Origin of the sequence: Priestia megaterium NBRC 15308 = ATCC 14581, from assembly GCF_000832985.1 — a bacterium.
GTDB classification, from domain to species: Bacteria; Bacillota; Bacilli; order Bacillales; family Bacillaceae_H; genus Priestia; species Priestia megaterium.
On the sequence record NZ_CP009920.1, the window covers coordinates 2,988,738 to 3,009,664 of the forward strand.

The following is a 20,927-nucleotide window of genomic DNA, read 5'->3' on the forward strand; positions in this document are numbered from 1 at the left end:
TTTTATGTAGCTTTAAAAAGGGGCGAGTACAAGTGGAGTTATTTTGGTTTATTCCAACGTATGGAGATGGACGTTATTTAGGAAGCCATGAAGGAGCCAGGGCTGCAAGCTATTCTTATTGCAAACAAGTTGCACAAGCTGCGGATGAGCTAGGCTATAGCGGGGTCTTGCTTCCGACGGGAAAATCATGTGAAGACGCGTGGATTGCTGCATCTACTTTAGTGCCAGTCACTGAAAATCTGAAGTTTTTAGTAGCAGTACGCCCGGGTTTAATGTCGCCTACACAAGCCGCAAGAATGGCTGCAACATTTGACCGCTTTTCGAAAGGAAGGCTTCTCATTAATGTCGTAGCAGGAGGAGATCCCGTTGAGCTAGAAGGAGACGGAGTGTTTTTAAACCATCACGATCGCTATGAGCTGACAGATGAATTTTTAACGGTATGGAGAAGGGTATTAAATGAATCCGATGTTCACTTCGACGGAGACTACTTGAGTGTGAAAGGTGGCGACATACTTTATCCGCCAGTCCAAAAACCGTATCCTCCCCTTTATTTTGGAGGTTCTTCTCCTGTAGCGATGGACGTTGCCTCAAGGCATATAGACGTCTATTTAACTTGGGGAGAGCCTCCTGCACAAGTCAAAGAGAAAATTGAACGCATGAAAGAAAAAGCAAAGCAGACAGGAAGAGAAATTCGATTTGGCATCAGGCTTCATGTCATTGTTCGTGAAACTGAAGAAGAAGCCTGGAAAGCTGCAGATGAACTGATTAAACATGTAGATGAAGAAGCTGTTAAATCAGCCCAAAAAGTATTTTCTCGAATGGATTCAGAAGGTCAAAAACGTATGAGCGCCTTGCATCAAGGTGACCGTTCAAACTTAGAGGTAAGCCCTAATCTATGGGCTGGTGTAGGGTTAGTTCGAGGAGGAGCAGGGACTGCTTTAGTAGGAGATCCTGATACGGTGGCACAACGAATCAAAGAATATGCAGAGTTAGGTATCGAAACATTTATTTTATCTGGATACCCCCATTTAGAAGAAGCATATCGAACAGCAGAGCTTTTGTTTCCAAGGCTTCCAGTTAAGCGTAAGCACGATGAGAACGAGCGCACATTTATCAGTCCATTTGGTGAAGTGAAAGCGAATGATAAAACACCCGCTAAAAGGTGAGAAAGGAGGGTAATCATGAACAACACCCAAACGATTGCAGCGTCTCAAGAGAAGATCCTTGAATTGGCTAACCAGTTGGCTAAAGAGTTTTCCAAAACCGCTGCAAAAAGAGATAGAGAAGGTGGAACGCCTCTACATGAGCGTAATTTGCTTAGAAAAAGCGGTCTTTTAGCTCTCCCGATTCCTAAAGAATACGGGGGTTATGGAGCCGGCTGGCCGATTGTTTTTAAAGTCGTGAATATCATTGCGAAAGCAGATAGTTCACTTGCGCACTTGTTGGGGTATCATTATTTGACGGTTTGTTCGACGTTTCTGTTTGGAAGTACTGAGCAGTACAAAACTTTTTACAAAGAAACAGCAGCTCAGCAGCTATTTTGGGGCAATGCCTTTAACCCTAGAGATTCAGGACTAAAAGCAGTTCGAGAAAATGGAAGATTAATGCTCAGTGGAAGCAAGAGTTTTTGTTCCGGGGCAACCGATTCAGACCGTTTGTTAGTATCGGCTCAAGAAGAAGGAAGCGGTGAGGTATTGCTATGTGTACTTCCTACTTATAGAGCCGGAATCGTTACTGAAGATAATTGGGATGGATTTGGCCAGCGCCAAACGGATAGCGGAAGTGTAAAGTTTGAAGACGTTATCGTTTATGAAGAAGAAATATTGCGTAAAGCAGCTGAAGAGCAAAAGGTTTTTCCTACGGTACGAACGCATTTGGCTCAGCTTATGCTCACTCACTTATTGTACGGTATTGCTCAAGGCGCTTTGGAAGAATCAAAAGTTTACGTGAAGGCTCATACAAAGCCGTGGATAAGTTCAGACGTTGAAGCAGCAGAGCAAGATCCGTACATTATTCAGCAATACGGTGAAATGAGTTTAAACCTTCATGCTTGTTCAGCACTTATAGAAAAAGCTGTTGCAGAATTTGATCATGCATGGAAAAAAGAAGATGCGCTAACGAAACAGCAGCGGGGCGAGTCCGGAGTTGCGATTGCGTTGGCCAAAACATTTACTGTCAAAATGGTCTTACATATTACCTCTACTATATTTGATGGGATGGGAGCGAGAGCCACGTCTGATCAGTATAAATTTGATCGATACTGGCGCAACGCCCGGACGATTAGCTTACACGATCCTATTGCTTATAAGTTGCGTGACATAGGGAAATGGTGTCTTAGCAGTGAACTGCCGCCTATTACACCATATTCATAGAAAGTCTGCTAAAAAGAGGCTGGGAGAAAAATAGTTTAGTTGAAGGAAGATCCGAACGATGAATCGTTCGGATTTTTTTATGGTGATGGTGAACGTAGGTTTCATATATTGAGTTGCTTCTAGCGGTGTCTCAAGCAGTTCAGCTCATATATCCCATTTGTTCGTCTTTAGATTGGAATGATGTAGCTATATCTCAATCTCTTTTTTGTAGAATAGATATAATTTTTTTAATTAAAAAATAACGAATCAGCTTGTTTAAATAGATAAAACTGATATAATGATAACGATTATCAGTTTCAAGAGTCGATTATCTACATAAAGATACGAGCAGGAGGAATGACATTTGAATAAGAAAAAAATAGGACTGCTGGCTTTTATTACAATGCTGGCAATCGGAATGCTTATCGGCTGCAGCAGCACGAATAAGGGAAATTCAGCTGATGAAAAAAGTGAAAAAACAAGAGTGGTCAAGCATGAGCTTGGAGAGACAAAGGTAAAAGAGAATCCAAAGCGAGTAGTCGTATTAGAGTTAGGCTTTATTGATGCATTGTTAGATGCTGGTATCAAACCTGTAGGAGTAGCTGATGATGATAAAGCAGAACAGCTTATTGATAAAGATGTACTAAAAGAAATCAAAGGATACAAATCAGTTGGCACGCGAGCGCAGCCAAGCTTGGAATCGATTAAACTGCTGAAGCCCGATTTGATTATCGCCGATTCAGAACGTCATAAAAATGTATACAAAGAATTATCGAAAATTGCGCCAACGATTGAGTTAAAAAACTTAAATGCTAATTACGATGATTTACTAAATACAGAGTTAAAAGTAGGAGAAGCGGTTGGCAAGAAAGCAAAAGTTGAAAAAGTGGTAGAAGAGCATAAGCAAAAAATGAAGGATTTAAAAGCAAAAGCACCAAAAAATCCGGGCAATGTACTTGTTATCGCTGATGCAAATGGTAATATTAATGCTAGAACTTCAAATTTCTTTACAACGGGTGTTCTTGAACAATTAGGCTTCAAAAATGCATTAACAGATCCTACAAAAGAGTACAGTGTAAAAATGACAATGGAACAGCTTGTAAAAGCAGATCCGGACAAACTCATTGTTATGCGAAATGAAAAAGGTCATACGCCTTTAGCAAAACAGCCATTATGGAAAGAGCTAAAAGCGGTTAAAAATAATCAAGTGTATGAAGTTGATGTATTTAAATGGTCTCTTCGCCGAAGTGTACAAGGTGCAAATGGTATTGCAGATGAAGCAGAAAAGTTATTATTTGAAGGCAAATAATAACGAAGAAAAGAACAATCCAGCGGGATTGTTCTTTTCTTTTTAATGAACTTTCAAATGGAAGGAGGCGCATTCTACTATGAAAGCTGTTCACGGCTTATCCAAAAGAAACAAATCTCCGCTTCGTATAATAGCTACTTTTCTTGCGGTTATTATTCTTTTACTGATTTCAATGTTTTTATCTATTTCCATCGGTTCTATACATATTTCTTTTGGAACGATTAAGCAAGCTATACTAAATTTTGACGGATCAAAAGAACAGTCTATTATTCAAACTGTCCGTCTGCCTCGCTTATTGGTAACGGCATTTGTTGGCGCTAATTTGGCTGTCGCTGGAGCTTTGATGCAAGCATTAACTAGAAATCCGTTAGCTTCTCCTGGAATTTTTGGTATTAATGCCGGCGCATCAGCGGCAATGGTATTTTTAACGGTTTTAGTGCCTAGTGTAAGCATGATTGGCGGGGTATTTGGTGCATTTTTAGGAGGCGCATTTGCTGCTGTTATTGTTTATGTCATGAGTTCGTTGATTAAAGGAGGCGACAGTGATGTAAAGCTTGCTTTAACAGGTGTTGCTATACAAGGTATGCTTATGTCTCTCACGCAAACGCTGCTGATTTTTAATGAAAGCAAAACAGAAGGCGTTATGTTCTGGCTCACCGGTTCAGTTATTGGGCGAGATTGGGGACATGTTCATGTATTGGTTCCTTTTAGCATCGCGGGCCTGCTTATTGCGTTTGGTCTGGGAAGAGCGTCTTCTTTATTGTCTTTAGGAGATGACGTAGCTAGAGGACTCGGGCAGCGAGTCTTTGCCATTAGAGCGTTCACTGCAGTTGTTGTGATTGTATTAGCAGGTGTTTCGGTGGCAATTGCGGGTCCCATTGGCTTTGTAGGGCTTGTTGTTCCTCATATGGTACGCTATTTAATAGGTGTAGATTACCGGTTCGTTTTGCCAATGAGCGCGCTGCTTGGTGCATCTTTATTGCTGCTAGCAGACGTATTATCACGATTTATTACATACCCGTATGAGACTCCTGTAGGTGCAGTAACAGCATTGCTCGGAACGCCGTACTTTATTTACTTAGCGAGACGCAAAAAAACAGAAAGGAAGGCATGAGTTATATGCAGACTGTCAATAAAACAAAAAAGCAGCCATCTCGATTCAAGTCTGTCGGCCTGTTTATCATTCTTTCTGTCTTAATTATAGCGCTGAGTGTGATAAGCCTTAGCTTAGGAGACATTAACATACCTCCTCTAGACATTATTACGTCTTTTATTGGTATTGGCGATCCTGACTTGACGTCCATTTTAGTAGAATTTCGTCTGCCTCGTATTTTGCTGGCTATTTTAACAGGAGTCGGCCTAGCTGTGTCCGGAGTCGTCGTACAGTCCATTATGAGAAATCCGCTCGCTAGTCCAGATACATTAGGTCTATCAAGCGGATCAGGATTAGCAGCTGTTGCAGTCACTATTTTACTGCCTTTAGCAACCCCATCCGTTTTATCCGTCGCTGCGTTTGCAGGAGGCTCGCTTGTCTTTGTAATCGTCTATTTGCTTGCTTATAAAAAAGGAGTAGAACCTATTCGATTTGCATTAATAGGTGTAGCAGTCAGCGCTTTTTGTTCATCCGGTATTCATTTGTTAATTTCAAAAGCAAATCCAAACGTAAATGCGGCACTGATTTGGCTGAGCGGCAGCTTATGGGGAAGAACATGGGATCAATTAATTGGTTTACTTCCCTGGGTCGTTATATTAGTACCGCTGATTTGGCTGTTAGCTGCCCGGTTAGATTTAATTCATCTAGGTGATGAAGTGGCTCGAGGACTAGGGGCTAGAGTAGAGTTAATTCGTCTAGTATTGCTGGCAAGCGCAGTGGCAATGACGGCTGCGGTTGTATCGGTGGTTGGCACAATTGGCTTTGTAGGGCTTATTATTCCTCATGTGGCCAAGCGGTTAGTGGGACCGAGACACAAAAAATTGATTCCTACAGCCGCTTTGCTTGGCGCTTTGTTTGTACTAGCAGCAGATTTAATTGGGAGAGGAATTGCTCCTCCGATTGAAATTCCGGCTGGGCTAATCATCGGCATTATCGGCGCTCCGTATTTTCTTTATTTATTGTGGAGAGAATCTAAAAAATAAGCTCGCGCTAAAGCGCGAGCTTATTTTTATTCCAAATGAATTTTTTGGGAATGGAATATGCGGAGGCTCTTCTAGCCATCCTTGTTCAATACTTATTCTTGATACTTCTTTGGCGTATTCCAAAATTTCATTCGTGAAGTTTGTATAGTTTAAAGCGAGATCTAAACGCGGGCTCGTTGACATCGCCAGCCCGTATCCACGTACATTTTCAGTAATCATCGCGGCCAGGTGAAACATCATGAGTTTTTCTGAAAATGGAGGAATGGAAGACTTTTCTACTCCGTAATCCCACTTCATTGTGACCGGTATGTTTTCTACCATTAGCGGTTGTGACAGGGATTCAATGTGCTGCTGTACCTGCTCTCTACCTTTTAACAAAAAAGCTTGAATTTCCTGAGAAGGAGCTGTTTGAGCAAACCCTAAAATTAAATCCTTTGCAATTAAGTTCGTCTGTATGCTTGACACGATATGAGAAATTTCAATGACCGTTAACGGCCGCTTTTCATCAAAATAGCTTCCTAAGAAGAGTTCTTTATCGTTTGAAATATGCTTCAAATAAAGCAAATAAAAAGAATCCGAAAATAATTTTGGAGCTTCAACATTAAGGTCTTCTTCGCCGAAACCTAGCGGGATTGGCATATTTTCTTTTAAAAAGATAGCAGTGAGCGCATCACTGTTTTTTGTTGTGATGCAGTGTACCTTGAATCGCTTTTTGAATATCTAAATCGTCTACATGACACAGAAAATGGTTAATCATACAAGAAATTGCTTTATCGTTCATATATTGCTTCCAAATAACAGCCATCTCGGCGGCTGATAGTGGAGAAAATGATTGATTGTTCATAATAAACTCCTCATATATAGATAATTAACAAGTTTCTAAAAGATTATCAACTAGTATAAGTCAAAGGAAGTAAGATAAACACTATAGAAAGTAAAAAAAGTATCAACATTTTACTATAAGAGTAACCGTCATACATAATTTAAAGGTTCTTTTAGGAAAAGAAGAGTTCAACCGCTTCTTTCTTGCAAAGCAGAAATAAAACCGAAATAATAAATGAAGAAAGTTAGGCAAGAAAGGAGTTTCATTATATGCCAGAAGGTCCAGAAATTAGACGAGCAGCCGATGAAGTGGAAAAAGCGATTATTAGTCTTCCCGTTAGCGAGATATGGTTTGCTTTTCCATCTTTACAGCATTACGAAGAAGTATTAACGGGTGCTCGTATTAAAAGGGTAGATACAAAAGGGAAGGCTATGCTTATTCGTTTTGACAATGGCTATACCATTTATTCACATAATCAGCTTTATGGAAAATGGTATGTACGTTCATCTTACAATTATCCATCTACAACCAGACAGTTGCGTCTTGCTATTCATAATGAAAAGAAATCAGCGTTGCTCTATAGCGCTTCTGATATTGAAGTATTGCGTGATGAAGAAGTTTCTGCTCATCCTTTTGTATCAAGAGTAGGTCCGGATATTTTAAGTGAAGAAGTAACGGCAAATGAGCTTTTAGATCGCTTTTACTCTAAGCGATTTTACCGCAGAAAATGGGCGTCGCTGCTGCTAGACCAAAGCTTTATAGCGGGGATTGGAAATTATTTGCGCAGTGAAATCCTATTTGTAGCGGGAATTAATCCTGCATCTCGTCCGGTAGACTGCACGGAAGAACAGCTTAAAAAGGCAGCTGAAGCAACCATTTCTCTTGTCAAACAGTCCTATGAAACGGGTGGCATTACAAATGATGTAAAGCTTGCTGAAACGTTAAAAAAGAAAGGCCAAAAGCGCTCTGAATACCGCCACTGGGTTTTTAACCGTGAAGGAGAAGCTTGCCGAATTGACGGCACGCATATCTTAAAAGTGCAAGCTGCTTCTAGAAGGCTTTATTACTGTCCTACTTGTCAAAAATAGCAGGATATATTTATTCTGCTATTTTTTTGATGCGGGAATGAATGACTGTTCATTTTTTGTGATATAGTTAAAAAGTAAAGTCTTAATCTTAAGGGGAGGGATAAGATGGAATGTAAAACAGGAGATACATTTACGTGGCAAAGAACGTTTCAAGAGGAAGAAATCATGCAGTTTGCAGAGATGACTGGAGACCGGGGCAAACATCATATAGAACGTGACGAAAAAGGGCGGCTAATGGTGCATGGACTTATGACTGCTAGCATTGGAACAAAAATAGGAGGAGACTTAAACTATATTGCAAGAGAAATGGTGAGTGAATTTCTTCGTCCAGTTTTTGCAGGAGATACAGTTACCTGTGAATGCATATTAACTGAAGTAGAAAAAGCAGATGGTTTTCAAAAAGTGAAAATTAAATCAGTATATCGAAATCAACAAGGTAAAGAAGTACTGATAGGGACAAGTAATGGAATTATTAGAGATTAAAATGAAAACGTTAACAAAAATAAGTTATGAAGGTTGTTAGAAAAGTCACGGATTCGTGACTTTTTTATTGTGCAAGTTCCTTCTTTTATTGTTTACCATTTAAATGTAAATATGGTAATTTAATAAAGTTGGGTTTTATAAATGGTAAAAATGTGTATTTACTAAGTACATAGATTCTTATTTTTGGAAAAATATTTAAAAAGGAGTTCTTACATGAAAAAAATAATGAATACCAGCTTAGCACTATCATTCGCTCTATTGCTTTCGGCATGTGGGATGCCGTCTTCAGAGGAATTAACGGGTGACGTGAAAGAAGCACAAGAAAAGGTGAAAAATGTTCAAGTGAAGGTCACTGGAAAAGAAGAAGGATCCTCTGATTACCAAGTAAACGGAGTACAAGAGTTTGATTTTAAAAGTAAAGCAGGTTACATTAACACAAAAATGAACGGCGAAGAATTGAAGATGTATCATGACGGTGATGAAACGTTAGCTGTGGCTGGAGAAGAAAGCACAAAAGTACAGGGGGAAGAAAAAAAGTACGTTACGGCTTTAATCAATAACGCTAGGGAGCTTCAACAAAATCCAATACGCTACTATCAAAAATATGATAAAAATCTTCCAGATGAATTTGACGTCACTGAAAAAGACAAAGAGTATGTATTAACATTTAACGGAGAGAAAGACAAAAAGCAAAAAATTGTAGCAGGTGATGCTAAAGCTTATTATAAAATAACAAATCAAGGCAGCGATACCGCTGTAGACCTTGACCAAGTTAAAGGAAAAGATTTTTCGCTTGTTGTGACAATTGATAAAGAAACGAAGCAAATAAAGAAAGTAGTAAAAAATCAGTCGTATTCAGTTAACGTAGACGGAAAAACAGAAAACTCAAAGTCTAAGCAAACGTATACGTATACATACAATCAATTAGACAATGTAACAAAACCAAAAGTGGAAGCAAAAGCCGCTGCTGCTTCTACAGATAGCAGCACCGAAACACCAAATAAAGAAAAGCAAGCTGCTTATGCCAAGGAAGCAGGACAATACGTAGATGCTTTAATTCAAGCAACTGTTTATCAAAATACAGATCAATTTGTTGCTAAACATCCGAATCAGCAAGATAAGAAACAGGTGAAAGAAAAAGGGGAGTTCCAAAAGAGTTCGTTTGTAGAGTTTTTTGAAACGAATTTTAAAGGTGCCTTATCATCATTGAGCTCAAATATAACCGACGAGCAGTTAAACGAAGTAAGCAGCGCGTTTCTAAAAGCTCTTTCATCTACAAAATATACCATTAAAGATGCAGCGTATAGTGATGAAGATGATGCGTACGTCGTACAAGTCGAAATTCAAGGATTTAACGATGCAAGTGTATTAGCAGAAGTCATGACACCACTTGCAGAAAAATATCAGGCGGGTGAGCTGAGTAACGAGCAGTTAGTAAACGAACTTATTGACGGAGTAGCAAAACGTTATCGTGAGCCAGTTGAATTACTTCCGGCAAAAACAGTCCCTGTACACGTCGTAAGAAATGGTGAACAAGATTACGAAGTTTTAATGCAAGATGAGTATCTGTTAACATTTGCTCAACAATCATAAATAGACATAAAAAAGATTTCGGCTATATGCCTGAAGTCTTTTTTTATGTTAATTTAAAATATAATTTTAAAAAATAAAATAATTATTGAAATTATATTTTAAACAAATTATAATAACCATAACTTCACTACATGATGAAAAAGAAGCCGAAAAGATGAATGAACAGCTTACGTTATTAACAACAGAGTCCCAAAACGAACAGACAATGAAGATCGATACAGCTAGTACAAAAGAAATTTTAAACATAATGAATACAGAAGATCAAAAAGTGGCGCTGGCTGTACAAAAAGTACTTCCAGACGTAGAGGTGGCAGTTGAATTTGTAAGTGAATCGTTTCAAAAGAAAGGCCGGCTTATTTATGTAGGCGCAGGAACAAGCGGACGACTGGGAGTATTGGATGCTGTTGAATGCCCGCCTACTTTCATTACCAATCCTGATCAGGTACAGGGATTGATGGCTGGAGGAGAAAAAGCATTTGTTAAAGCAGTTGAAGGTGCTGAAGATAAAGAAGAATTGGGAGCAGCAGATTTACAAAAAATTCATTTGAATGAACGAGACACAGTCATTGGAATTGCTGCAAGCGGACGCACTCCTTATGTGATTGGTGCATTAAGATATGCAAAATCTGTAAAAGCTAAAACGGTGGCGCTGTCTTGCAATGGTAATTCTCTTATTGGAAAAGAAGCGGACCATAGTATTGAGGTGGTAGTAGGGCCGGAAGTGCTAACAGGTTCCACAAGGTTAAAAGCAGCAAGCGCTCATAAAATGATTCTCAACATGATTTCTACAGCGGCTATGATCAAAGTAGGAAAAGCGTATGAAAACTTAATGATAGATGTTCATGTGAGTAATGAAAAGCTTAAAGAACGAGCAATAGGTATTATTTGTAAAATTACAGGTGTTTCTTATGAGCAAGCAAGTCAAACGCTTGAAGAAGCAAATAATGAGGTAAAAACAGCAGTGGTTATGATCAAAACAAATGAAAATTATGACACCGCGAAGATGTTACTGAATAATGCGGACGGTTATGTGAGAAAAGCGATTGAACATTACGTATATAAAGGAGAGAAACGATGTCAACAGGCGGATTAACAATGATTAAAAACACGGTGGCTAAGCTTCCTGATTCGGAGAGGAAAATTGCTGAATATATTTTAAACAACCCGCATACTGTGGTAAACAGTACGGCTGGAGAATTAGGTAGACTAGCGAATGCGAGCAGTGCTGCTGTTATTCGTTTGTGCAAATCTATCGGGGTTAGCGGGTTTCAAGAATTAAAGGTAAGAGTAGCCGGTGATTTAGCCAGAGATACGGAGCAAGGATACCGCGATATTGAAACAAATGAAACGATTCAATCTATTGTCAAAAAAACGGCAAGCAACAGCATTCAAAGTCTAAGTGATACGGCCGAGCTTGTGAATTATAAAGAAGCAGAGCGGGCTGTTTTGGCGCTGATTGAAGCCAAAAACATTCATTTTTTTGGAATCGGTGCTTCACATATTATTGCTATAGATGCGCAGCAAAAATTTCTTCGAATTAATAAAAATGCCACGGCTTTTGCAGATAGCCATTTAGCAGCTACACTCATCGCAAATGCAAGTAAAGACGATGTAGTTGTGGGTATTTCTTTTTCAGGGGAGACTCCTGAAGTAAGCAACGTCTTATCTTTAGCTAAAAACCGTGGAGTAAAGACGATTAGCTTAACCAAGTACGGACAGTCCACCGTTTCGTCTTTAGCTGATATTTGTTTGTATACGTCTTATTCTCAAGAAGCGCCGTTTCGAAGCGCAGCTACATCGTCTCGTTTAGCCCAGCTTTACGTGATTGATGTGTTATTTTTAAGTATTGCAGCGCAGCAGTATGACCAGACGATTGAGTATATTGACAAAACAAGAGATGCCATTCAGTTTTTGAAAGGTAAGAAATAAAAAAGAAAGCGATTACAAAAAGGGGATTTTGTGGTCTGTTTCCTCAGTACCGTATCCATCTAAGAGGAAAATACAAAGGGGGATTAACATGTCTTTAGATAATCATCAATTAGCAAAGGCTGTTTTGGAGATGCTTGGGGGAGCATCCAATATTGAAGCGTATACGCATTGTATGACGCGGCTGCGTGTGACGGTAAAAGATGATTCAATTGTAAAAAAGACGGATATACGAAAACTTGAAGGCGTGCTCGGATTAGTGGAAGAAGAAACGCTTCAAATTATTATTGGTCCTGGAAAAGTAAACAAAGTAACAGAGGAATTCGGAAAGTTAATTGATGAATCCGGCGGTATTAATTTAGAAAATCGTGCGGCTCAGCGGAAATCGGAGCTGAAAGAAAAAAATGCAACTCCGTTTAAGCTTTTGCTTCGCCGAATTGCAAGTATTTTTATTCCGTTAATACCTGCTCTTGTAGCATCTGGACTTATCACCGGAGTGACAAAAGCAGCAGTTCAAGCGAAGTGGCTTCCTGCAGATTCACAGATTGCTATTCTATTAACGGTTATCGGAAGCGGCTTATTTGCTTATCTTGGTATTTTAGTAGGTATTAATGCCGCAAAAGAATTTGGTGGTTCACCGGCTCTAGGGGGCTTAGCGGGTATTTTAGTCATTAATCCTGCCGTAGCTGATATTAAACTTTTCGGTGAAGCACTTTTGCCGGGACGGGGTGGCTTAATAGGAGTCTTGCTTGCAGCAATCTTTATGGCCATGTTAGAAAAACGAGTACGCAAATTTGTCCCTCAGTCACTGGATATTATTATTACACCAACCGTTACGGTATTAATTACAGGCATTATTACGTATGTAGTATTCATGCCAATCGGCGGCTTGATTTCAGACGGAATCACAAAAGGTCTTTTAGGAGTTTTAGAGATTGGAGGAGTTGTAGCAGGCTTTGTGTTAGGAGCAACATTCTTGCCGCTCGTCATTACAGGACTGCATCAAGGTCTTACTCCTGTTCATTTAGAGCTTATCAATTCAATTGGAGATGATCCGCTTCTTCCTATCCTAGCAATGGGCGGAGCCGGTCAGGTCGGTGCAGCTTTTGCTATTTATATCAAAACAAAGAAAAAACGTTTAAAGCGAGCAATTGGAGGCGCACTTCCTTCAGGACTGCTCGGAATCGGAGAGCCGCTTATTTTTGGAGTCACACTTCCTTTAGGGCGGCCATTCTTAACCGCTTGTCTTGGAGCTGGAATCGGCGGAGCGTTTCAGGCGCACTTCCATATTGCAACTGTAGCAGTGGGAGTATCAGGTTTACCGCTTACGTTTTTAGTTCATGCGCATCAAATTCTTCTTTATTTACTTGGATTAGTTATTGCTTACGCGGCAGGCTTTATTTGTACCTATTTCTTTGGATTTAACGATGAAATGGCGAGGGAGTTTGAATGATTGGCATTTCGTTTTATTTAAATGATAGTGATGCCCCCAAAAAATTAATAGAAGCGAGTGAGTGCGGCGTCACACGTGCATTCACTTCGCTTCACATTCCAGAAGAAAAAGGAGATTTGGCTGAACGGGCAAAAGAATTGCTTCATGTGGCTAGAGATTGTGGAATAAGCGTGTATGCAGACGTATCTAAGCATACGCCAGTTCATTTAGGTATTGAAAGCCTTATGTCGCTATCTTCACTTGGCGTATCTGGTATTAGACTAGACGATGGCTTTAGCGCAGAAGAAACTCTTTCGCTTGCGAATGAATTTTATATTGCTGTTAATGCAAGTACGTTATCCAAACAAGAAATTGAAGCACTCTTATCTGCAGGTCTTCATCATCATCAGCTGCTTGCATGGCATAATTTTTATCCGCGGCCTGAAACAGGGCTTGAAGAAACGTTTTTTCAACAGCAGACAGATTTATTTAATGAACTTCGTATTCCAGTCTGCGCTTATATTCCTGGAGAAGACGAAAAAAGAGGCCCTGTTTATCAAGGTCTTCCTACTAGAGAAAAAGACCGTAATAGATGTCCTTTTACTTCTGCAGTAGATTTATACGGATGCGGAGTAGCAGAGGTTTATATTGGAGATCCATGCGCCGGTTCAAGTTTATTAAAGCGTTTGGTTCAATATCAAGAAAGCCGCATTATTCCGCTGCGCATTCGTTCACCTCATATAGAGGGAACGTACAGCGTGCGTCCGGATGTATCAAGAGACGTTCTGCGTTTAGTTGATACTCGATCTGTAAAACCAGTGCCGCCATTTCATACAGTAGAACGCAGAATGGGAGCAATTACAATGGACAATGATGGCTACGGACGTTACAGAGGAGAGGTTCAAATAGCTAAAACGAATTTGCCTGCAAATGCTAATGTGAATGTGATTGGGTATGTGATAGAAGAAGATCATGAGCTGCTTTCGTTAGTGAGACCGGGGCAAAAACTTGCGCTTCTTCCTGTCTGAATGGAAAAACGATGTATTTTTAAAGAAGCCGATAGTTAACTAGTAAGCTTATAAAAGTAAAGAGCACACACTGCTTGAAAAGGTGTGTGCTTTTTGTTTTCCTAAAAAGGAAACTATTTTCATTGCTGAATAATGAACCTTTCTATTGAATAAAACGCTTTACTATGATAAAACTATTACAGGTAAACATATGATAATCGTTTAATTTTATAGAGATACAACGCCACTAGGGGTGCTTTCTAAGCTGAGAGAGACGAGAAGTCTTAACCCTTATAACCTGAACTAGGTAATACTAGCGTAGGAAAGAGGTATTGTAATGGATGTTTTGTATGGTATTTCCTTACGAACTCGTTATAATAATTTTTTGTATATAAACAAAAACACTTCTTTCCTGCGAAAGAAGTGTTTTTTTATGCGTAAAGGAAGGTGTCATACATGGAAGAAACAATTGATTTGCTTGTCAAACAGGTAGAGGAGCGCAAAGGGGAGCTAGTCCAGTTATTAAAAACGCTTGTTTCATATAAAACGCCGGCGCCTCCTGCACGGAATTCTCATGAAGCGCAGCGCTACGTAGCGGATTTCCTTAAAAACTGCGGTTTTTCCATCGATATGTGGGATTTATATTGCAACGATCCTATTGTAGTGGGCACGTTAAAAGGGAAAAAATCAGCTGACTATCAAAGCTTAATTATTAACGGGCATATGGATGTAGCTGAGGTACAAGAAAATGAAAAGTGGGAGACAAATCCGTTTGAAGCTGTGGTAAAAGACAACATGATAATCGGACGCGGAGTTGCTGATATGAAAGGCGGCTTGGCAGGAGCATTATTTGCAGTTCAGCTTCTAACAGAAGCAGGAATCGAACTGCCGGGAGACTTGATTTTTGAATCCGTTGTAGGAGAAGAAGTGGGAGAGGCAGGTACGCTGCAATGCTGTCAGAAAGGATATACAGCTGACTTTGCGCTTGTTGCCGATACGAGTGATTTACATATTCAAGGTCAAGGCGGAGTGATCACGGGATGGATTACGATAAAAAGCAGTAAAACCTATCATGACGGTACACGCCGAAGTATGATTCATGCTGGAGGAGGGCTGTTAGCTGCGAGTGCTATTGAAAAGATGGCAAAAGTGATCGGAGGGCTGCAAGAATTGGAGCGCCACTGGGCTGTTACAAAAAGCTATCCAGGATTTTTGCCGGGAACAAATACGATTAATCCAGCAGTAATCGAAGGGGGAAGGCATGCTGCGTTTATTGCAGATGAATGCAGGCTGTGGATCACCGTTCACTATTATCCCAATGAATCATACGACCAAGTATCAAAAGAAGTGGAAGAATACATTTTAGCTATTGCAAAAGCAGATCCATGGTTAAAAGATAACCTGCCAACCTTTGAATGGGGAGGCACATCAATGATTGAAGACAGAGGAGAAATCTTCCCGTCATTAGAAATTGATGAAAATCATGCTGGAGTACAGCTGCTTGCAAATACTCATGAACAAATTGAAGGGAAAAAGCCTCCAATCGATGTGTCAACTAGCGTAACAGATGGCGGTTGGCTAGCTGATGCGGGGATTCCGGCGGCTATTTACGGTCCGGGGAATTTAGCAAATGCACATGCTGTGAATGAACAATTAGATATGAATCAGCTTATTCAATATACAAAAGTGATGGTGCAGTTCATTTATACGTGGCTGCATACGCATAAGGAGTGATCATCATGAAATTTAGTGAGCGATTATACGAAAAGCTGCAGCCTATTTGGCGTCAAAATCATAATCATCCCTTTGTACAGGGAATGGGAGACGGAACGCTTGAAAAGGAGAAGTTTCGCTTTTACATGATTCAAGATTACCTTTACCTAATTGATTATGCCAAATTATTTGCGATTGGAGCCATGAAAGCTACCGATCTTCAAACGATGGGGGAATTTGCTGCACTTTTGGATTCTACATTAAACGAAGAAATGAGCCTGCACCGTGAGTATGCCAAGAAAATTGAAATCAGCGAAAAAGAATTAGAAAAAGCGCAGCCATCTCCTACAACGCTTGCATACACACACTATATGCTGCACGTTGGTCAAAGCGGAACATTAGCTGAATTAGTGGCGGCTCTTTTGCCTTGTATGTGGAGCTACTGGGAAATAGGAAAAGAACTCAGTGAAAAGCCTGGAGCTAACAATGAGTTTTATCGTGAGTGGATTGAAATGTACAGCTCAGAAGAATTTGGAGAACTAGCGACATGGTGTATTAATTTATTCGACTCACTTACTGAAGACAAATCAGAAGCGGAATTAGAAAAGCTCGAAGAAATTTTCTTAAATACAACGCGTTTTGAATATATGTTCTGGGATATGGCTTATAACGAAGCGATGTGGCCAATTCATGAATAAGTCTGTGTTATCTTTTCAAAACGTCAGTTTTACGTACAAAAACGGTGATCAACCGATTTTAACATCATTAAACTTAGATGTGAAAGAAGGCGAGTTTGTCAGTATCGTTGGAGCGAGCGGTTCTGGGAAAAGTACGTTGTTTCGTCTCATTACAGGTCTTGAACAGCAGAGTGAAGGCGATATCGTGATTAACGGACAGTCTTATGAAAAACGGCTTGGAAAAGTAGGCTACATGCCGCAGCAAGATTTGCTTCTTCCGTGGCGCACGATTTTAGACAATGCAGCGCTGCCGCTTGAGCTTCACAATGTGTCAAAAGCAAGTGCTCATAGACAAGTATCTCAGCTGCTCGAAGAGTTTGGTTTAAAAGGGTATGAAAACCGTTTTCCAAGTGATTTATCTGGAGGGATGAAGCAGCGTGTTTCTTTTCTGCGAACGGTATTAAGCGGTTCTAACGTGCTGCTTTTAGATGAGCCTTTTAGTGCGCTTGATGCCATTACGCGTTTGTCGATGCAAGAATGGCTGCTTGAACAATGGCAAAAGCGTAAGCACACCATCTTATTTATCACTCATGACGTAAACGAAGCGCTTTTTTTATCAGATCGTATTTTTATCTTTTCAGACAAGCCGGTAAGTCATCTTGAAGAGATTCAAGTGCCGCTTAGCAGACCTCGAACGCAAAAAGATTTGAATCAACAGCGTGTGCTTGACGTGAAAGATTATTTAATTGAACAGCTTAGATCGAAGGTGAACACATGAAAAAGTACGGAGCTTCAGTGATATTAGTAGTCATTTTACTGGCTGCTTGGGAAATTGGAGCACGCATTGTAAACTATCCGTTTATTTTACCAACGCCCACCGGTATTTTAACGAAGCTTTGGGATTTGCGAATGGATTTATTGTTTAAGCATTTACCAGCTACGTTATCTATTGTCGTAATTGGACTGGTTATATCCGTTGTGCTAGGGGTTCTGCTGGCCGTGTGGATGAATTGGAGCCCGCTTATTGAGCGTGCTTTCTATCCGCTTATTATTGCGTCACAAATGATCCCGACCATTGCCATTGCTCCTGTATTTGTTCTCTGGTTTGGCTACTCCATTTGGAGCAAAGTGATTGTGACCGTATTAATTACATTTTTCCCCATTACCGTTAGCACGTTTGACGGGCTTCGTTCCACAAACAAAGAGTTAAAAGAACTCATGTTAACGATGGGAGCAACAAAAAAAGATATTTTCTTTAAGTTGAACATTCCTTCTGCACTGCCTCATTTTTATTCAGGGCTCAAAGTAGCGGTTACCTTTAGTATAATAGGTGCTGCCATTGGCGAATGGTTAGGTGCACAAGCAGGCTTAGGATATTTCAGTCGTCGCATGATGACACAGTTTGATGCAGCTGGTGTATTTGCACCAATTGTAATTTTATCCGCGCTTGGTATTTTATTCTTTATTATTGTAGCAGGTTTTGAAAAACGTTCATTAAAGTGGAGGAAAACAGAATGAAAAAATGGTTTGTAATTGGCTTAAGCCTGATGCTTGTTTTGATGCTCGCTGCTTGTGGTCAGAACAAGGAAAATAAAGCTGGTGACAGTAAAAAATTAAAAGACGTTACAATTATGCTTGATTGGTATCCAAATGCAGTGCACAGCTTCATTTACGCTGCACAAGAAAAAGGATATTTCAAAAAAGAAGGGCTGAATGTAAAAGTACAGTTTCCTGCTAATCCAACAGACTCGCTTAATTTAGCAGCTGCGGGGAAAGTTACGCTCGGCCTTTATTATCAGCCTGATGTAGCAATGGCACGAGCAAACGAAGATGTGCCGGTAAAGTCGGTAGGAGCGATTGTAAGATCTCCGCTAAACCGAGTTGTGGCGCTGAAAGATAGCGGTATTAAGCGTCCTAAAGATTTAGAAGGAAAAGTAGTAGGCTACAGCGGAACGCCATTAAGTGAATCTGTTCTAAAGAAAATGGTGAAAAGTGATGGAGGAGATCCGAATAAAGTAAAACTAGTAGACGTAGGATTTGAGTTAAATTCATCGCTGATTAGTAAAAAAGTAGATGCTGTAATAGGGGCATATATTAATCACGAAGTACCATTGCTTCACAAAAAAGGATACAAAACGGTTGACATTGATCCTTCGGATTACGGCGTACCATCTTACTATGAGCTAGTGGCAGTTACTGGGGATCAAACGTGGGCAAAAGATTCTGATACGATTAAAGCGTTTTGGCGTGCTGCGACAAAAGGATATGAGTACACAGAGAAGCATCCAAAAGAATCACTTCAAATTCTATTAGATAACCAAGATAAATCAAACTTCCCTCTTGAAAAAGACGTGGAAACAAAAAGTTTAAATATTTTACTTCCGAAAATGAAGTCTGAACACGGATTTGGCAGTCAAACGAAAGAATCATGGCAGTCAAATGTGGACTGGTTAAAAGAGTCAGGATTAATTAAGAAAAAGCCAAATGTAGATGAAATGTTTGAGAATATCGGAGAATCCAAGTAAATAATTTAAGACGAATTTAAAAAAACCTTCTTATACTGAACGTAACTTTCTGAAAGAGAAAGTGAAAAGGTAAAGGAGGTTTTTTTATGGCTTTTACGATGGTAGATAAGGAAACATGTATTGCTTGCGGAGCATGTGGAGGGAGCGCACCAGATCTTTATGATTATGATTCAGAAGGTCTTGCTTATGCAGTGCTAGATAACAATGAAGGAACAAAAGAGGTTCCTGAACATCAGCAAGATGAGATGATGGAAGCGTATGAAGGATGCCCAACAGAATCCATTAAAGTCGCAGGGCAGCCGTTTTATAGAGATGCAACAAAATTCGAATAGGGTTTTTGAAGAAAGTTAACGATAGAGTACATTTAGTTATGCGATAAATAAATATTTGGTGAAATAGAAAGTTTCAAAACAAAAAAGGTCTTGCCTAGAGCAAGACCTTTTTTTATTCTAAATTTGCATGCTTTCCGTACATTGTATGGGTATCAAGTTCTTTCTTCTCCATGAAGCGAAGAATCAGCGCATCGTAGAAGAGAAGAAGCGTTTGTTCAAACAGTGACGCCATAGGCTGTACTGTTTGATAACTGTTTTGTTCTTGATCCTTAGGAGCACCGGGCAGCTTCACGATAAAATCAGCCAGCTTGCCAAGCGTGGAATCGGGAGAAATTGTGACTACTCCAACTTTTCCTCCAAGTTCTTTTGCTTTTTGAGCGATAGGAATCAAGCTCTTCGTCTCCCCAGAACCTGATCCGATGATTAATAAATCATCCTGCGTGAAAGTGGACGTCACGGTTTCTCCAATAACATACGCATCAATGCCCATATGCATCATACGCATAGCAAATGACTTGCCCATAAGACCTGAACGGCCTGCTCCAGTGACAAACACTTTTTTAGATGAGATGATGCCATTTACAAGCTGTTCAGCTTCATCGTCAGCGATTAGAGCCGTTGTTTGTAAAAGCTCATTCATAACCGTTTTTAAATGTTCGCTCGTCTGCATAGAAAGCTCCTTAATTTGTAATAAGCTCTTTCATTTGAGAAGCAACTGATTTTTTATCGTCTTGGCTCGTGATGCCTCCGCCAACGATAACAAGATCAGGCTGTGCTTTTACTACTTCAGGTAAAGACTCTAATTTAATGCCGCCAGCAACAGCTGTTTTTGCATTTTTTACAACGCTTTTGATTGTTACTAAATCTTCAAAAGAGTTTTGGCCAACTGCTTGAAGGTCGTATCCTGTGTGTACACAGATATAGTCAACGCCAAATTCGTCTAGCTCTTTTGCGCGTCCTTTAATATCTTTTACCCCAATCATATCGACTAGAATTTTTTTACCTTGTTTTTTCGCTTCTTCAACTGCACCTTTAATTGACATATCTTCAGCCACACCTAAGATGGTAATGATGTCTGCTCCGGCTTGAGAAGCTTGCTGTACTTCATAGCCAGCTGCATCCATAATTTTTAGGTCAGCTAATACTTTTAAATTAGGAAATGCTTCTTTAATTTCTTTAACGGCGCGAAGCCCTTCATTGATTACAACAGGTGTACCGATTTCCACGATATCAATATGTTCTTCAACTTCTTTTACTACCTCTTTTGCTTGAGAAATATTAACAAGATCTAATGCTAATTGTAATTCCATTCTACTCCACTCCTTATAGAAATCTATAGATACCTTTTGTGCTTTTTTACATAAAAAGCAGCTGGTGTAGTTATTGTACCCGCAGTTTGAGGTTCTTAAAAGTACGCACTTTTCCCACAAATAGTGTGGGGAATGATAGTATACAGAAGTATACTAATGGACATATCAGTCTTGTAACCGCTTAATTTTCATTGAAAATGCGGATGATATTGATTAATATCA

21 protein-coding genes, 1 pseudogene and 1 riboswitch are annotated in these 20,927 nt (G+C 39.8%); of the genes and pseudogenes, 18 read left to right on the forward strand and 4 right to left on the reverse strand.

Annotation, left to right across the window (positions count from 1 at the left end; translation table 11 throughout):
• Positions 1–32 precede the first annotated feature (32 nt).
• The 5 genes from ssuD (at position 33) to BG04_RS15855 (ending at position 5,796) form a co-directional block, all read left to right on the forward strand.
• Complete coding sequence (ssuD, locus tag BG04_RS15835; protein ID WP_034654116.1) at positions 33–1,166, forward strand: FMNH2-dependent alkanesulfonate monooxygenase; 1,134 nt, start codon at positions 33–35, stop codon at positions 1,164–1,166.
• Positions 1,167–1,181: 15 nt separating this feature from the next.
• Entirely contained in the window at positions 1,182–2,372 is a 1,191-nt protein-coding gene (locus tag BG04_RS15840; RefSeq protein WP_034654115.1) for an acyl-CoA dehydrogenase family protein, read from the forward strand.
• 343 nt (positions 2,373–2,715) lie between these two features.
• Positions 2,716–3,660 carry an ABC transporter substrate-binding protein gene (locus BG04_RS15845; RefSeq protein WP_016763165.1) on the forward strand — a complete coding sequence of 315 codons (945 nt, stop codon included), beginning with the start codon at positions 2,716–2,718 and terminating at the stop codon, positions 3,658–3,660.
• Between the two features lie 79 nt (positions 3,661–3,739).
• Positions 3,740–4,774: a FecCD family ABC transporter permease gene (locus BG04_RS15850; protein ID WP_034654113.1), complete on the forward strand. Its 1,035-nt coding sequence runs from the start codon at positions 3,740–3,742 to the stop codon at positions 4,772–4,774.
• 5 nt (positions 4,775–4,779) lie between these two features.
• Positions 4,780–5,796 carry a FecCD family ABC transporter permease gene (locus BG04_RS15855; RefSeq protein WP_034654110.1) on the forward strand — a complete coding sequence of 339 codons (1,017 nt, stop codon included), beginning with the start codon at positions 4,780–4,782 and terminating at the stop codon, positions 5,794–5,796.
• On the opposite strand, the gene BG04_RS31830 is transcribed toward BG04_RS15855, so the two are convergent.
• Positions 5,770–6,117, reverse strand: coding sequence for a DUF3231 family protein (locus tag BG04_RS31830; protein WP_368895291.1), 348 nt, complete (start codon positions 6,115–6,117; stop codon positions 5,770–5,772). The two genes, BG04_RS15855 and BG04_RS31830, sit on opposite strands and share 27 nt — an antisense overlap.
• A 282-nt stretch (positions 6,118–6,399) precedes the next feature.
• Positions 6,400–6,640: pseudogene (locus tag BG04_RS31365) on the reverse strand (DUF3231 family protein); the annotation flags it as partial.
• A gap of 248 nt (positions 6,641–6,888) precedes the next feature.
• Here BG04_RS31365 and nei point away from each other — a divergent pair.
• The 13 genes from nei (at position 6,889) to BG04_RS15925 (ending at position 19,395) form a co-directional block, all read left to right on the forward strand.
• Positions 6,889–7,707: an endonuclease VIII gene (nei, locus tag BG04_RS15865; RefSeq protein WP_034654108.1), complete on the forward strand. Its 819-nt coding sequence runs from the start codon at positions 6,889–6,891 to the stop codon at positions 7,705–7,707.
• Between the two features lie 105 nt (positions 7,708–7,812).
• Positions 7,813–8,190 (forward strand): FAS1-like dehydratase domain-containing protein, encoded by a 378-nt coding sequence (locus BG04_RS15870; RefSeq protein ID WP_034654106.1) that lies wholly within the window; start codon positions 7,813–7,815, stop codon positions 8,188–8,190.
• A 213-nt stretch (positions 8,191–8,403) separates the two neighbouring features.
• Entirely contained in the window at positions 8,404–9,783 is a 1,380-nt protein-coding gene (locus tag BG04_RS15875; protein ID WP_034654104.1) for a DUF6612 family protein, read from the forward strand.
• 154 nt (positions 9,784–9,937) lie between these two features.
• On the forward strand, positions 9,938–10,876 hold the full coding sequence (gene murQ / locus BG04_RS15880) for an N-acetylmuramic acid 6-phosphate etherase (RefSeq protein ID WP_034654102.1): 939 nt from the start codon (positions 9,938–9,940) through the stop codon (positions 10,874–10,876).
• Positions 10,858–11,712 carry a MurR/RpiR family transcriptional regulator gene (locus BG04_RS15885; protein ID WP_034654100.1) on the forward strand — a complete coding sequence of 285 codons (855 nt, stop codon included), beginning with the start codon at positions 10,858–10,860 and terminating at the stop codon, positions 11,710–11,712. The genes murQ and BG04_RS15885 overlap by 19 nt, the downstream gene beginning before the upstream one ends.
• Before the next feature lie 88 nt (positions 11,713–11,800).
• Positions 11,801–13,162, forward strand: coding sequence for a PTS transporter subunit EIIC (locus BG04_RS15890; protein ID WP_034654098.1), 1,362 nt, complete (start codon positions 11,801–11,803; stop codon positions 13,160–13,162).
• Positions 13,159–14,169, forward strand: coding sequence for a MupG family TIM beta-alpha barrel fold protein (locus BG04_RS15895; protein ID WP_034654097.1), 1,011 nt, complete (start codon positions 13,159–13,161; stop codon positions 14,167–14,169). The genes BG04_RS15890 and BG04_RS15895 overlap by 4 nt, the downstream gene beginning before the upstream one ends.
• Before the next feature lie 218 nt (positions 14,170–14,387).
• A riboswitch (TPP riboswitch) is annotated at positions 14,388–14,490 on the forward strand.
• Between the two features lie 114 nt (positions 14,491–14,604).
• Entirely contained in the window at positions 14,605–15,882 is a 1,278-nt protein-coding gene (locus BG04_RS15900) for an acetylornithine deacetylase (protein WP_034654095.1), read from the forward strand.
• Positions 15,883–15,887: 5 nt separating this feature from the next.
• Positions 15,888–16,559: a thiaminase II gene (tenA, locus tag BG04_RS15905; RefSeq protein ID WP_034654093.1), complete on the forward strand. Its 672-nt coding sequence runs from the start codon at positions 15,888–15,890 to the stop codon at positions 16,557–16,559.
• Entirely contained in the window at positions 16,552–17,316 is a 765-nt protein-coding gene (locus BG04_RS15910; protein WP_013081911.1) for an ABC transporter ATP-binding protein, read from the forward strand. Before tenA ends, BG04_RS15910 begins: the two co-directional genes overlap by 8 nt.
• Entirely contained in the window at positions 17,313–18,056 is a 744-nt protein-coding gene (locus tag BG04_RS15915; protein WP_013081912.1) for an ABC transporter permease, read from the forward strand. Before BG04_RS15910 ends, BG04_RS15915 begins: the two co-directional genes overlap by 4 nt.
• Positions 18,053–19,063 (forward strand): ABC transporter substrate-binding protein, encoded by a 1,011-nt coding sequence (locus tag BG04_RS15920; protein ID WP_016763180.1) that lies wholly within the window; start codon positions 18,053–18,055, stop codon positions 19,061–19,063. The genes BG04_RS15915 and BG04_RS15920 overlap by 4 nt, the downstream gene beginning before the upstream one ends.
• Before the next feature lie 86 nt (positions 19,064–19,149).
• The gene (locus BG04_RS15925) at positions 19,150–19,395 is read left to right on the forward strand and encodes a ferredoxin (protein ID WP_016763181.1); all 246 of its coding nucleotides are present in this window, start codon (positions 19,150–19,152) and stop codon (positions 19,393–19,395) included.
• A 112-nt stretch (positions 19,396–19,507) separates the two neighbouring features.
• On the opposite strand, the gene hxlB is transcribed toward BG04_RS15925, so the two are convergent.
• Both hxlB and hxlA read right to left on the reverse strand, forming a co-directional pair.
• Positions 19,508–20,065 carry a 6-phospho-3-hexuloisomerase gene (gene hxlB, locus BG04_RS15930; RefSeq protein WP_016763182.1) on the reverse strand — a complete coding sequence of 186 codons (558 nt, stop codon included), beginning with the start codon at positions 20,063–20,065 and terminating at the stop codon, positions 19,508–19,510.
• 10 nt (positions 20,066–20,075) lie between these two features.
• The gene (hxlA, locus tag BG04_RS15935) at positions 20,076–20,705 is read right to left on the reverse strand and encodes a 3-hexulose-6-phosphate synthase (RefSeq protein ID WP_013055599.1); all 630 of its coding nucleotides are present in this window, start codon (positions 20,703–20,705) and stop codon (positions 20,076–20,078) included.
• Positions 20,706–20,927: the final 222 nt, after the last annotated feature.